Annotated in this window: 11 protein-coding genes and 3 pseudogenes; 12 read left to right on the forward strand and 2 right to left on the reverse strand. The window is 75.6% G+C overall.

Translation table 11 applies throughout. The features are described 5' to 3' along the window. Positions 1-129: 129 nt before the first annotated feature. The 7 genes and pseudogenes from QMQ26_RS26995 to QMQ26_RS27020 form a co-directional block, all read left to right on the forward strand. Positions 130-1,244 (forward strand): annotated as a pseudogene (locus QMQ26_RS26995) (GH25 family lysozyme); the annotation flags it as partial. A gap of 144 nt (positions 1,245-1,388) precedes the next feature. Then, positions 1,389-1,508 (forward strand): peptidoglycan-binding domain-containing protein, encoded by a 120-nt coding sequence (locus tag QMQ26_RS38345; protein ID WP_404814212.1) that lies wholly within the window; start codon positions 1,389-1,391, stop codon positions 1,506-1,508. Positions 1,509-1,750: 242 nt separating this feature from the next. Next, a pseudogene (locus QMQ26_RS38350) lies at positions 1,751-1,852 on the forward strand (hypothetical protein); the annotation flags it as partial. 131 nt (positions 1,853-1,983) lie between these two features. Continuing rightward, complete coding sequence (locus QMQ26_RS27005) at positions 1,984-2,604, forward strand: M23 family metallopeptidase (protein WP_282202984.1); 621 nt, start codon at positions 1,984-1,986, stop codon at positions 2,602-2,604. A gap of 58 nt (positions 2,605-2,662) precedes the next feature. Next, positions 2,663-3,343 carry a D-alanyl-D-alanine carboxypeptidase/D-alanyl-D-alanine endopeptidase gene (dacB, locus tag QMQ26_RS27010; RefSeq protein WP_282202985.1) on the forward strand — a complete coding sequence of 227 codons (681 nt, stop codon included), beginning with the start codon at positions 2,663-2,665 and terminating at the stop codon, positions 3,341-3,343. Then, positions 3,340-4,257, forward strand: a complete 918-nt coding sequence (gene dacB, locus QMQ26_RS27015) for a D-alanyl-D-alanine carboxypeptidase/D-alanyl-D-alanine endopeptidase (RefSeq protein WP_282202986.1) — start codon at positions 3,340-3,342, stop codon at positions 4,255-4,257. The genes dacB (QMQ26_RS27010) and dacB (QMQ26_RS27015) overlap by 4 nt, the downstream gene beginning before the upstream one ends. A gap of 475 nt (positions 4,258-4,732) precedes the next feature. Next, complete coding sequence (locus QMQ26_RS27020; RefSeq protein ID WP_282202987.1) at positions 4,733-5,353, forward strand: BadF/BadG/BcrA/BcrD ATPase family protein; 621 nt, start codon at positions 4,733-4,735, stop codon at positions 5,351-5,353. Between the two features lie 6 nt (positions 5,354-5,359). Here the strand turns inward: QMQ26_RS27020 and QMQ26_RS27025 are convergent, their stop codons facing one another. Both QMQ26_RS27025 and QMQ26_RS27030 read right to left on the reverse strand, forming a co-directional pair. Then, positions 5,360-5,680: a hypothetical protein gene (locus QMQ26_RS27025; RefSeq protein WP_282206708.1), complete on the reverse strand. Its 321-nt coding sequence runs from the start codon at positions 5,678-5,680 to the stop codon at positions 5,360-5,362. 44 nt (positions 5,681-5,724) lie between these two features. After that, positions 5,725-6,998: pseudogene (locus QMQ26_RS27030) on the reverse strand (glycoside hydrolase family 10 protein); the annotation flags it as partial. 608 nt (positions 6,999-7,606) lie between these two features. On the opposite strand from QMQ26_RS27030, the gene QMQ26_RS27035 reads away from it, so the two are divergent. The 5 genes from QMQ26_RS27035 to QMQ26_RS27055 all read left to right on the forward strand — a co-directional run bounded on the left by QMQ26_RS27035 (position 7,607) and on the right by QMQ26_RS27055 (position 13,364). Then, positions 7,607-9,241, forward strand: coding sequence for a peptide ABC transporter substrate-binding protein (locus tag QMQ26_RS27035; RefSeq protein ID WP_100840015.1), 1,635 nt, complete (start codon positions 7,607-7,609; stop codon positions 9,239-9,241). 107 nt (positions 9,242-9,348) lie between these two features. Beyond that, complete coding sequence (locus QMQ26_RS27040; protein ID WP_100840014.1) at positions 9,349-10,275, forward strand: ABC transporter permease; 927 nt, start codon at positions 9,349-9,351, stop codon at positions 10,273-10,275. Beyond that, positions 10,268-11,206: an ABC transporter permease gene (locus tag QMQ26_RS27045; protein WP_282202988.1), complete on the forward strand. Its 939-nt coding sequence runs from the start codon at positions 10,268-10,270 to the stop codon at positions 11,204-11,206. The genes QMQ26_RS27040 and QMQ26_RS27045 overlap by 8 nt, the downstream gene beginning before the upstream one ends. Before the next feature lie 8 nt (positions 11,207-11,214). Next, the gene (locus QMQ26_RS27050) at positions 11,215-12,237 is read left to right on the forward strand and encodes an ABC transporter ATP-binding protein (protein ID WP_282202989.1); all 1,023 of its coding nucleotides are present in this window, start codon (positions 11,215-11,217) and stop codon (positions 12,235-12,237) included. An 83-nt stretch (positions 12,238-12,320) separates the two neighbouring features. Beyond that, positions 12,321-13,364, forward strand: a complete 1,044-nt coding sequence (locus QMQ26_RS27055; RefSeq protein WP_404814214.1) for an ABC transporter ATP-binding protein — start codon at positions 12,321-12,323, stop codon at positions 13,362-13,364. Positions 13,365-13,542: the final 178 nt, after the last annotated feature.

The raw sequence follows: 13,542 nt of genomic DNA on the forward strand, positions 1-13,542 counted from the left end.
GGCATGTTGCGGGGGTGGAAATTTTTTGCCGGAGGTCTTGTCCGGCAGGTCAATTTCCGCACTACTGTTCCCCGAGCCGGTGCACCCCCCTCTCGGCCCGGCCCCCCACACCCCCTCGCAGGAGCAGCCATGCCGCGCAGCGCGCCGTCGTTCCTGAACCACCGGTCGGCCGTCCTGGCCGCCGCCCTCCTCCTCCCGCTGGGCGCCGCGGCCCTGAGCGCCCCCACCCCCGCGGCGGCCGCACCCCCGACCGCCGCGGCGGGCACGTCCGGGCCGGTCACCCACCCCGACGCCGACCACCTCGGCTCCACCCTCCCCGGCCGCGCCGCCGCCGGGACAACCGCCCGCCCGCTCACCGCCGAACCCGCCCGCTCCCCGGCCGCCCAGCCGTCCGCCGCCGCGTCCCCCGCCGCGCTGCCCGCCGCCGCGTCCCCCGCCGCGCTGCCCGCCGGTGCCGAACCGCTCGGCATCGACGTGGCCGCGTACGAGCCGAACGTCGACTGGGCCGCCACCGCGGCCGCCGGCGCCTCCTTCGCCTACGTCAAGGCCACCGAGGGCACCAGCTACACCAGCCCCACCTTCTCCTCCCAGTACAACGGCTCGGCGCGGCCGGATTCCTGCGCGGCGCCTACCACTTCGCCCTGCCGGACCGCTCCGGCGGCAAGGCGCAGGCCGACTTCTTCGTCGACCACGGCGGCACCTGGAGCGCCGACGGCACGACCCTGCCGCCCCTGCTGGACATCGAGTACAACCCGTACGGCGCCACCTGCTTCGGGCTGAGCACCTCGGCGATGACCGCCTGGGTCCTGGACTTCGGCGCCGAGGTCAAGGCCCGCACCGGCCGCTACCCGAGCCTGTACACCACCACCGACTGGTGGCGCACCTGCACCGGCAACTCCGCCGCCGCGGCCGCCTACCCGCTGTTCGTCGCCAACTACACCGGCAGCGCCGCCCCCGCCCCCAACGGCTGGACCGGGCAGCAGATCTGGCAGTACGCCGACGCCGGTGTCTTCCCGGGCGACCAGGACGTCTTCAACGGCACCGCGGCCGAGCTCCGGGCCTTCGCCCTCGGCACCGGCACCGCCACCCCGCCCGCGCCCGCCGCCACCGCCTGGCCGCTCACCCAGCAGGGCGACAGCGGCACCCGGGTCAGCATCCTCCAGCACCTGCTGAACGCGCACGGCGCCGCCCTCACGGTGGACGGCCAGTTCGGCCCCGGCACCCGCAGCGCGGTCCTCTCCTACCAGAACGCCGCCGGGCTCGGCGCGGACGGCGCCGTCGGGTCGTCCACCTGGCAGTCCCTCACCGGCACGCTGCTCCAGGGCGCCTCGGGCAGCGCCGTCAAGGCCGCCCAGGTCGGACTGAACGCGCACGGCGCCGCGCTCACCGTGGACGGCCAGTTCGGCCCCGGCACCCGCAGCGCCGCGCAGACCTACCAGAGCGCCCAGGGCCTGCCCGCCGACGGCGGCGTGCTCAAGCCGACCTGGCTGGCGCTGGTCGCCTCCTGACGGCGCGCCACCCGCCCGCGCCTCCGCACTCCCCACCTTTACCCCCCCACCTCCACCCCCCCACCTCCACCCCCCCACCTCCACCCCCCACCGAGAGGCAGGAAACGACGTTGCGCACCACCCGCCCCCCACGCACCACGCTGCGCGCCACCCCCGCGCGCCTCGCCGCCGCGCTGCTGGCCGCGCTGCTGACGCTCCTGGGCACCGCGCTGCCCGCCCACGCCGCCGCCCCCGCCTGGCCGGTGCTCGCCCAGGGCGCCGGCGGAAACGACGTCGCCAGCCTGCAGTTCCTGCTGCGCCAGCGCGGTCAGACCCTGGTCGCCGGCGGCTACTTCGACGCGCAGACCAAGAGCGCCGTCGTCGCCTTCCAGAGCGCCAACGGCCTGACCGCCGACGGCGTGGTGGCCCCAACACCTGGGCCAGGCTGGTCGTCACCGTCTCGCCCGGCGACACCCAGGACAACGCCGTCCGGGCCGTGCAGTTCCAGCTCCAGGAGATCGGCTACGACGTGCCCACCGACGGCGTGTTCGCCGGGGCCACCACCACCGCCGTGGACGACTTCAAGGCGGGCCGGCAGCTCACCGGCGGCAGCACCGTCGGCCTCACCACCTGGCAGTACCTGCTCGGCGCGCCCGCCGGCAGCGGCGGCGTCCACGGCGGCTACGCCTTCGTGGTGCCCAAGGGCGCCGTCTCCGGCGGCCGCGACGGCATCCTCCAGCCGCACCACGACTACCCGGCCGACGACATCCCGGTCGTCGAGTGGACCGACGCCTTCGCCGTCACCTCCGGCACCGCCCGCCAGAACGGCGGGGTGGACGACGCCTGCGGCTACGGCCTGGCCATCGACGGCGACGACGGCGTCACCTACCAGTACTGCCACCTCAACAGCCGCCTGGTCGCCACCGGCACCCGCGTGACGCCCGGCCAACTCGTCGCCTACACCGGCAACACCGGCAACACCACCGGCCCGCACCTGCACTTCGGCATCTTCCGCGGCGGCGTCTCGGTCTGCCCGCAGCAGCTGCTCGCCGCGCTCTGGGACGGCACCACCCCGCCGTCCCCGCAGTCGCTGCCGACCACCGGCTGCTCCTACTGACCCGACGCCCCGCCCGCCCCGCCCCGCCCGCCCCGCCCCGACGAACAGGAAACCCCGCATGCGCCTCCTCCCGCGCCGCCTCGCCCTGCCGGTGGCCGCCGCCCTGGCCGCCGCGCTGCTGGCCGTGGCCGCCCCCGGCGGCAGCGCGCCGCCCGCGTCCGCCGCCGCTTCCTCCGCGCTCACCGCCGACCTCGACCGGCTGCTGGCCGACCCGCGACTGGCCGGCGCGACGGCCGCCGTGAAGGTGGTGGACACCGAGACGGGCGAGGTCCTGTACGCGCACGACTCCCAGCACCTGGTGCTGCCCGCCTCCACCATGAAGCTGGTCACCTCCGCCGCCGCCCTGGACGCCCTGGGCACCGGCTACCGCTTCGGCACGGACGTCCTGGCCACCGGCCGCAGCGACGCGGGCGTCCTGCGCGGCGACCTCGTCCTGCGCGGCGGCGGCGACCCGAGCCTGCTGAGCCAGGACCTCGACGCGCTGGCCCGGCAGGTCGCCGACAGCGGCGTGCGCCTGGTGACCGGCTCGCTGGGCTACGACGCCTCCCGCTACGACGACGTGCCACTGGGCAGCGGCTGGGCCTGGGACGACGAGCCGTACTACTACAGCCCGCAGATCTCCGCGCTGACCCTCGCCGGCGACACCGACTACGACATGGGCACCCTCCAGGTGACCCTCACCCCGGGCGAGCCCGGCAAGCCCGCCGCCGTGCGGGTCGTCCCCGCCGACACCGGGTGAAGATCACCGGCAGCGTCACCACCGGCCCGGCCGGCGGCGACTACAGCGTCGACGTCACCCGCCGCCACGGTACCGGCGAGATCGTGCTCTCCGGCAGCCTGCCCGCCGACAACGGCCCCGACGACGAGTGGGTCACCGTCGACGACCCGGCCGAGGCCACCGCCCACGTCTTCGCCGCCGCGCTGGCCCGGCACGGCGTGCGCGTCCTGGGCCTGCCGGGCCGCGAACCGGCCGCCACCACCACCCCCGCGGGCGCCCGGCAGGTCGCCCACCACGACTCGGCGCCGCTCGGCGACCTGCTGGTGCCGTTCCTCAAACTCAGCAACAACGGCATCGCGGAACACCTGGTCAAGGAGCTGGGCCGGACCGGGGCCGGTCAGGGCAGCTGGCCCGCCGGCCTCGCCCGGATCGCCGACTTCCTGCACCGCAACGGCCTCGACACCACCCCGACCCGCCAGGCGGACGGCTCCGGCCTGTCCCGCTACGACCTGGTCACCGCCGACCGCTACACCGCGCTGCTCACCTACGCGCGCACGCAGCCCTGGTTCGCCACCTGGTACGAGGCGCTGCCGATCGCGGGCAACCCCGACCGGATGGTCGGCGGGAGCCTGGCCACCCGTATGCAGGGCACCGCGGCGGCCGGGAACGTCCACGCCAAGACCGGCTCGATGAGCGGCGTCAACACCCTCGCCGGGTACGTCACTTCACCCGAGGGCCGCAAGCTCGCCTTCGCCGTCCTGGTCAACGACTTCGTCGCGCCCAGCCCGCGCCCGGTCATCGACCAGATCGCCGTCCGGCTCGCGACGGGCCCCGCCCCGGCCGAACAGCCGCGCGCCCGGGTCGAACGCGGCGGCACCGGACAGCCGGACGAACCCGCGCCGCCGCGGGGCGTGCACGGCCGCACCTGGGACTGACCGTCCGCGGGGGCCGGCCGCACCGGCCCCCGCTCCACCCGGACCACCACCCCCACCACGGAAGACAGGAACGCGCCGATGCCCACCACCCCGACCACGTCCGTCCCGCTGGTGATCGGGGTGGACTCCGGAGGCACCGGCACCCGCTGCGCGGTCGTCGGCCTGGACGGGCGCGTGCGGGCCCGCGGCCAGGGCCCCGGCGGCAACCTGCGGTCCAGCCCGGACCCGGCGGGAGCGCTGCGCCAGGCGCTGGAGGACGCACTGGGCGGCATCGACCGCCACCGGATCGCCGCCGGTCACCTGGCGTTCGCCGGAGCGGCCGGGGAGGACGGCAGCACCTACCGCGACATGGCCACCCGGGTCTGGCGGCAGGCCCGCCTGCCCGGTGCGCCCGCCGTCGGCGACGACCTCGCCGCAGCCGTCGCCGGGGCCACCGACCGCCCGACGCGCTGCTCCTGCTGTCCGGAACGGGGCGGTGGCCGCCCTGTACCGCGGCGGGGCCCGGATCGCCCGGCGCGACGGCTACGGCTGGCTGCTGGGCGACGAGGGCTCCGGCGTCTGGCTCGGCCGGCAGGCCGTCGTCCTCGCGCTCGCCGCCCTGGACGGCCGCGGACCGGCGACGGCCCTGCTGGACGTCCTGCCCCGGGCGCTCGGCGTCGACACCGGCGGAGCCGACGGCACCGGCACCGCACTGGCGCGGCGGATGGTCACCGCCGTGCACGCCGCCCCGCCCGCCGAACTCGCCCGCCTCGCCCCGCTGGTGGACGCCGTGGCCAGGAACGGGGACCGGATCGCCGACCGCATCGTCGCCGAGGGCGCCCAGCTGCTGCTGCGCACCCTCGACTCGCTCGCCGACGCGGCCGGACCCGACTTCGCCGCCCTGCCGGTCGTCCTGGCCGGCGGCCTGCTCACCGGCACCACCCTGCTCGCCGACCGGGTCACGGCCGTCCTGCGGGACCGGGGCGCCGCCACCGTCCCGGCCCGGGACGGGGCGACCGGGGCGGCCGCCCTCGCCGCCCTCGCGCTGCGGGCCGGCGCGACGCCCGCCGAGGCCCGGCGGCTGCACCGGACGGTGGCGGGGCTGGAACCCGCCTGACCGCGGCTACCCGGCGGCGGCGTGCGGGGCCCGGGTGCGGACGGCGGCGCTCGGCAGGCCCTCCCGGCCGACCCGGTCGACGGCGGTCACCACGTACCAGGCGTCGCGCGCGCCCTCCGGCTCCTCGAACCGGCCGACGGCCGCCGGGACGACGGCCACCAGGTGGGCGGCGTCCAGGACCGGGTCGCGCCCCGGAGCCGCGTCGTAGCGGTAGACCGCGTACCGGAACGGCACGGGCCGACCGCCCTCCCGGCCCCGGCCGTCCGGGCCGCCGCCGTCCCGGACGCCGAGGTCCAGCCCGTCCGCGCCGCCGCGCCGGACCCGCACCCCGGGCCGTCCCGGGGCGGCGCCGCCGGCCAGCCGGGCAGCAGCGGGACGAGCGCGGGCCGCTGCCAGTGGTCGTCCCGCAGGCGGCTGACCGCACCGATCCGGTCGGCCCAGGTGTCCTTCGCGCTGAACAGGATGTCGCCGCTGACCTGCGGCAGCGTGGCGTTCAGGTCGAGGTGCCGGGAGAGCTCGGCCGGGTCCTGCCAGGGGCGGGCTGGGCCGGGTCGGCGACCTTGTACACGGCCTGGCCGATCCACAGCAGGGTGTCGGTGCCGGCGGTCTGGGCGGCCCACCACGGCGCCAGCGCGCCGTAGTCGGCGACGGCCAGCCCGATGTGCCAGTACAGCTGCGGGGCGATGTAGTCCAGCCACCCCCGGGCGATCCAGCCGCGGGTGTCGGCGTGCAGGCCGTCGTAGGACTGGAACGCCCGGGTCGGGGAGCCCGCCGGGTCGCTGGTGTCGTTGCGCCAGACCCCGAACGGGCTGATGCCGAAGTGCGCCTCCGGCCGGGCCGCGCGCACCAGGTCCCGCATCTCACGGACCATCAGGTCCACGTTGTGGCGGCGCCAGGCGTCCCGGTCCGCCCAGCCCGCGCCGTACGCGGCGAACGCGTCGTCGTCGGGGAAGTCCTGGCCGCTGACCGGATAGGGGTAGAAGTAGTCGTCGAAGTGCACCCCGTCGACGTCGTAGCGGCGCACCGCGTCCAGCATCGCCCGCTGGGCGAAGCGGCGGGCGGCCGGCACCCCCGGGTTGTAGTACAGCTTGCCGCCGTAGGAGACGGTCCACTCCGGGTGGGTGCGGGCCGGGTGGTCGGGCACCAGCGCGGTGACGTCCGGCTGCATGGAGACCCGGTACGGGTTGAACCAGGCGTGGAAGGCCAGGCCGCGCTCGTGCGCCGCCCCGACCATGAACGCCAGCGGGTCCCAGCCCGGGTCCCGGCCCTGCACCCCGGTGATCCACTGCGACCACGGCTCGTACGGGGAGGGCCAGAACGCGTCCGCCGTCGGCCGGACCTGCACGAAGACGGCGTTCAGCCCGCGGGCGACGGCCCGGTCCAACTGCCCGAGGAAGTCGGTGCGCAGGCGCTCCGGCGGGAGGCCCGGTTCGGACGGCCAGTCGATGTTCACGACCGAGGCGATCCACACGCCGCGCAGCTGCGCCTTGGGCCCGGCCGCCACCGGGCCGGTGCCCGCGGCGTGCCCGGTGCCCGCGGCGGCCAGCAACCCGCCACAGGTGCCGGAGGCGACGACGGCCAGCGCGGAGAGCACCGACCGCCGCGACGGGGCGGGGGAACGGCGGGGGGAACCGGACGGCGACATGGCAGCTCCAGGAGGGAGGCGGGAGGGGCGGGGCGGGAGCGCGCGGCGGCACGGACGGCGCGGCCCCGGCGGAGAGCGCCCACTGTGCCGGGTGCGTCACGCGCCCCGTCAAGGAATCCGCCACCGCGCGGGCCGGATTCCACTGCCAGGCAACTTCCCGGCCCCGCGGCCACCCGTCACGGCACCCGAACCACGACCCGCGAACCACGGCCCCGCCCGCGCCGATGGCCCCTGCACCACGGCGCCGCGCCCTCCCCGGACGCGTTCCGGGCCGACCCGGCCGCCGCCCTCCCGCCGCACCCGCTCGCGGTCCGCCGCCCGCCGGTGGCGGCGCGGTTCCGCCCGGCGGCCGACGGCGCCCGACGGTTCGACAGAGTGTCGGCCCGGTGCCGACGGCCATCGACATCCCGTCCATCGTCGCGGACGCGGGCCCGCCCCTACGGTGGGGGCCCGCGGAGGACAGCGGCCCGTACCGGCCCACCGGTACGCCCCGCCCCGGACGGCAGTGCGGCCGACGGCCCCCGCTCCCCGCGCACCCGCACCGCAACCCCCGTCTCCGGTACCCCCTTCCCGCCCCGCCGGCGGGAACCGAGAGGAACACAGCGGCCATGCACAGACCCTCGCGCTCCGCGCGCCCGATGTCGGCCCTCGCGGTCGCCACCGCCCTCGTCCTGGCGCTCACCGCCTGCGGCGGCACCGCGAGCGGCGGCAAGGAGTCCGCCGACGAGGGCCCCGGCACCCCCGGCGGCACCTACACCGTCGCCCTGACCGAGCCCAACCACCTGACGCCGGGCCAGACCACCGACAGCTACGCGATCCAGGTGATCCAGGGCCTCTTCGACACCCCGGTCACCCTCGACCCGAAGGACGGCCACGTCCTGCCGCTGGCGGCCGCGTCGGTCGAGTCGACGGACCAGAAGGTCTGGACGGTCAAGCTGCGCCCGGACGGCGTGTTCCACAACGGCGAGAAGGTCACCGCGCAGAGCTTCGCGGACGCCTGGAACGCCGCCGCGTACGGCCCCAACGGCTGGGAGTCCAACTACTACTTCGCCCAGATCGAGGGCTACGCCGACCTCAACCCCGACGAGGGACAGCAGCCCGGGTCGGACAAGCTGTCCGGCCTGAAGGTCGTCGACGACACCACCCTCCAGGTCACCCTGTCCGCGCCGTTCAGCCAGTTCCCGATGATGCTGGCGTTCACCGCCTTCGCCCCGCTGCCCAAGGCCGCGTTCACCGACCCCAAGGCGTTCGACGCCCACCCGATCGGCAACGGCCCGTTCCGGATGGACGGCGACTGGGCGCACGACCAGCAGATCGCGCTGAAGAAGTCCCCCTCCTACGCGGGCAGCCGCAAGCCGATGGCGGACGGCGTCACCTTCAAGATCTTCACCAGCAAGGACACCGCCTTCACCGAACTCCAGGCCGGCAACGTCGACGTCATGACGACCGTGCCCGCCGCCCGCGCCCCCGAGGCCAAGCGGGCCTTCGGCGACCGCTACTCGGTCCGGCCCAGCGGCACCATGGACTACCTCGGCCTGCCGCTGTGGGACCCGCGCTTCAAGGACCCCGACCTGCGCCGCGCCCTCTCGATGGCCATCGACCGCCCCGGCGTCACCCAGGCCATCTACAACGGCGTCTTCAAGCCGGCCGACTCGATCGTCGCCCCGATGATCCCCGGCCACCGCGACCACGCCTGCGGCGAGGCGTGCGCCTACGACCCGGCCAAGGCCAAGGCGCTGTTCGACAAGGCGGGCGGCTTCAGCGGCCCGCTGGAGCTGTACTTCTCCAACTCCGACCCCACGTACGAGCAGTGGATGACCGCCGTGGCCAACCAGCTCAAGCAGAACCTCGGCATCCAGGACATCACCTTCAAGAAGATGGCCTCCGCCGACCTCGGCCCGATCCTCAACAAGCGCCAGGGCACCGGCCCCTACCGCCAGAACTGGGTGATCGACTACCCGAGCATGCAGAACTACCTCGACGGCCTCTACAACCCGGACAACCGGATGGGCTGGAGCAACCCGCGGTTCGACGCGCTCCTCGCCCAGGGCAACGCCGCCCGGGACGGCAAGGACGGCCTGGCCGCCTACCAGCAGGCCGAGGACCTGGCCCTCCAGGAGATGCCGCTGATCCCGCTGTGGAACTGGCAGGACCAGTCGGCCTGGAGCGACAAGGTCGGCCACGTGCTGATCGACCCGTACGTCACCGGACTCCACCTCGACCAGGTCACCGTCCGGCACTGACCGCCCGCGGCGGCCGGCGGGCCGCCGCGGGCACCCCGTACGCCCGTCCGCCCGGCCCCGGCACCCGCCCGGGCCCGGCGGGCCCCGACCCCCGGGGGCAGCCTCCCATGGGCAGATTCGTCGCCCGGCGCCTGCTGCACGCGATACCCGTGCTGCTGGCGACCACCTTCCTCATCTACGCCCTGGTGTTCGTCCTGCCGGGCGACCCGATCCAGGGCCTGGCCGGCGACCGGCCCGTCCCCGCGTCCGTGCTCGCCGAACTGCACCGGCGCTACCACCTGGACGACCCGTTGGTGGTGCAGTACGCCAAGTACCTCGGCGGCCTGCTCACCGGCGACTTCGGCACCACCTTCCGCGGCCAGCCGGTCGGCGAGGTGATCGCGCAGCGGTGGCAGGTGACCGTCCGGCTCGGACTGACCGCCTGGTTCTTCGAGGTCGTCCTCGGCATCGCCCTGGGCGTCTGGGCCGGCCTCAACAAGGGCCGCTGGGCCGACAACCTGGTGCTCGGCGCGACCACCGTGGTCATCGCGGTGCCCGTCTACATCGTCGGCTACCTGGCCCAACTCGTCCTGGGCGTCCGGCTCGGCTGGTTCCCGGTCTCCGGCGGCGACGCCGGCTGGCCCACCGCCTACCTGCTGCCCGGCCTGGTGCTGGCCTCCTTCGGCCTGGCCTACGTCGCCCGGCTCACCCGCGCCTCCCTGGTGGAGAACCTGCGCGCCGACTACGTGCGCACCGCCGACGCCAAGGGGCTCAGCCGCCGCCGGGTGGTGGTCGGGCACACGCTGCGCAACTCGCTGATCCCGGTCGTCACCTTCCTCGGCGTGGAACTCGGCTCGCTGATGGCCGGGGCGATCGTCACCGAGTACATCTTCAACCTCCCCGGCATCGGCCAGCAGGTCTTCCAGTCGATCCAACTGCGCGAGGGCCCCACCGTGGTGGGCATCACCACCGCCCTGGTGCTGGTGTTCGTCCTGGCCAACCTGGTCGTCGACGTCCTCTACGGCCTGCTCGACCCGAGGATCCGCCATGTCTAGCCCCCACCCGCCGAGCCCGACCGAGGACCTGCTGCTGCCCGCCGCCGGCACCGACGCCGACGCGCCGCCGCAGGGCCCGCCCGCCTCGCTGAGCCGCGACGCCTGGCGGCAGCTGCGCTCCCGCCCGCTGGTGTGGGCCTGCCTGGCGGTGATCGCGCTGATCGGCCTGATGGCCGCCGCCCCGGGCCTGTTCACCGCGCTGCTCACCGACGACGACGGCCGCTGCGAACTCGCCCGCTCCAAACTCGGCCCGACCGGCGGCCACCCCTTCGGCTACGACCTCCAGGGCTGCGACTACCTGGCGCAGGTCGTCCGGGGCAGCCGCCCCTCGCTGCTCGCCGGGATCGCGGTCACCGCCGGTGCGCTGCTGGTGTCCGTGGTGCTCGGCCTGGTGGCCGGCTTCTACGGCGGCTGGGTGGACAGCCTGCTCTCGCGCGCCACCGAGGTGGCCTTCGGCCTGCCGTTCGTCCTGGGCGCCACCGTCATCCTGGTCGCCTTCCCCCGGCACGGCCTGGGCGCGATGACGCTCGTCCTGGTCGCGCTCGGCTGGAGCACCATGACCCGGGTGATGCGCTCCCAGGCCATCGCGGTCAGGGACGCCGACTACGTCCGGGCCGCCCGGATGGCCGGGGCCCGCCCGGCCCGGCTGATGCTCCGGCACGTCCTGCCGAACGCGATCACGCCGGTCGTCGTGGTGGCGATGCTCAACGTCGGCAACGTCATCTCCGGCGAGGCCACCCTCGACTTCCTCGGCGTCGGACTCCAGTACCCGCAGGTCAGCTGGGGCCTGCAACTCAACACCGCGCAGAGCTACTTCCTCGACCACCCGCACCTGCTGGCCTTCCCCGCCCTGTTCCTGTCGGCCACCGTCCTGAGCTTCATCCTGCTCGGCGACGCGGTCCGCGACGCCTACGACCCGAAGCTGAGGTGAGCGCCCCCGTGCCCGCCGGTTCCCCGCCCGCGCCCCCGCTGCTGGAAGTGGACGACCTGCACGTCGAGTTCCGCACTCCGCGCGGCACCGTCCGGGCCGTCAACGGCCTCGGCTACACGCTGCACGCCGGACAGACCCTCGCCCTGCTCGGCGAGTCCGGCTCCGGCAAGTCGGTGGCCGCCCAGGCCGTCATGGGCCTGCTGCCGACCCCGCCCGCCCGGATCACCCGCGGCGCCGTCCGCCTGCACGGCCGCGACCTGCTGCAACTCTCCGACACCGAGCACCGCAAGGTCCGCGGCACCCGGATCGCCATGGTGTTCCAGGACGCGCTGTCCGCACTCAACCCCGTGCTCACCGTCGGCCACCAGCTCGGCGAGATGTTCCGCGTCCACCGCGGCCTCGGCCGCCGCGCCGCCCGGGCCGAGGCCGTCGCCCTGATGGACCGGGTCCGCATCCCCGCCGCCGCCCGCCGGGTCGACGACTACCCGCACCAGTTCTCCGGCGGCATGCGCCAGCGCGTCATGATCGCCATGGCACTGGCCCTCGACCCCGAGGTCGTCATCGCCGACGAACCGACCACCGCCCTCGACGTCACCGTCCAGGCCCAGATCATGCGGCTGCTCGCCGACCTCCAGCGGGAGAGCGGCATGGGCCTGCTGCTGATCACCCACGACCTCGGCGTGGTCGCCTCCGTCGCCGACCGGATCACCGTCATGTACGCGGGGCGCGTCGTCGAGGAGTCCGACGCACCCCGCCTGTACGCCGCCCCCGCCCACCCCTACACCAGGGGACTGCTGGAGTCGGTGCCGCGCCTGGACCGCCCCGGCCGACGGCTGGTGCCCATCCCCGGCTCCCCGCCGGACCTCGCCCACCTGCCGGCCGGCTGCGCCTTCCACCCCCGCTGCGCCGCCGCCCGGGCCCGCTGCGCGGTGGAACGGCCCGCCCTGCTGCCCGTCGGCGGGGCGGCCGGGCAGCGCGGCAGCGCCTGCCACTTCACCGACGAGGTCCTGGCCCGAGGAGGACGACCGTGAGCACCGAGACCGGCGCCCCCGCCGACCCCGCCGACCCCGCCGCCGGCGCCGTCCCGCACCCGCCGGACCCGGACCCGCCGATCCTGCCGGACCCGGACCCGGACCCGCCGATCCTGCGGGTGCGCGGCCTCGCCAAGCACTACCCGCTCGGCCACGGCCCGTTCCGCCGCCGCGGCGCGGGCGCCGTGCGGGCCGTCGACGGCGTCGACCTGGAGCTGCGCCGCGGCGAGACGCTCGGCCTGGTCGGCGAGTCCGGCTGCGGCAAGTCGACGCTGGCCTCCGTCCTCATGGGCATGGAGCGCCCGAGCACCGGCACCGTCGAGATCGACGGGCAGGACCTGTTCGCGCTGGACCGGCGGCAGTTGCACGCGCTGCGCCGCCGCATGCAGATGGTCCTACAGGACCCGTACTCCTCCCTCGACCCGCGGATGACCGTAGGCCGGATCGTCGCCGAGCCGCTGGACATCCACCCCGAGGTGCTGCCCCGCGACCGGCGCCGGGCCAGGGTCGCCGAACTCCTGCGCCTGGTCGGCCTGGACCCGGCCCACGCCGACCGCTACCCGCACCAGCTCTCCGGCGGACAGCGCCAGCGCGTCGGCATCGCCCGGGCGCTGGCGCTCGGCCCGGAACTGCTGCTGTGCGACGAACCGGTCTCCGCGCTCGACGTCTCGGTCCAGGCCCAGGTCATGAACCTCCTCGCCGACCTGCGCGAACGCCTCGGCCTGGCCTGCCTGTTCATCGCGCACGACCTCGCGGTGGTGCAGTACCTCTGCGACCGGATCGCCGTCATGTACCTCGGACGGATCGTCGAGACCGGCACCCGCGAACAGGTCTACGGCTCGCCCCACCACCCCTACACCCGGGCGCTGCTGGCGGCGGTGCCGGTGCCGGACCCGGCCCTGCGCGGCACAGCGGTCGAACTCCTGGAGGGCGACCTGCCCTCCCCGGCCGACCCGCCGTCCGGCTGCCGCTTCCGCACCCGCTGCCCGCAGGCCCGGGACCGCTGCGCGCAGGAGGAACCCGCACTGACCGTGCGGCCCGGTGCCGACCACCCGACGGCCTGCCACTTCCCGCTGCCCGCGGGAGCCGTACCGGCGCAGGGCACCGCCACCGGCAAGGCCCCCTGAACCGTCACCGGCAAAACCCCCTGGACCGTCACCGGCAAAACCCCCTGAACCGCCACCGGCAAGGCCCCCTGACGGGGCGCCGCCCCGCTCGGGGCCCGGCGCCCGCACCACCGGTCCCGCCCGTCCGCGCGGACCGCTGCTCCGCCCCGACCCGTCATCCCCGTGACAAGGAGCACCG

This window comes from Kitasatospora fiedleri, from assembly GCF_948472415.1.
Lineage (GTDB): Bacteria > Actinomycetota > Actinomycetes > Streptomycetales > Streptomycetaceae > Kitasatospora > Kitasatospora fiedleri.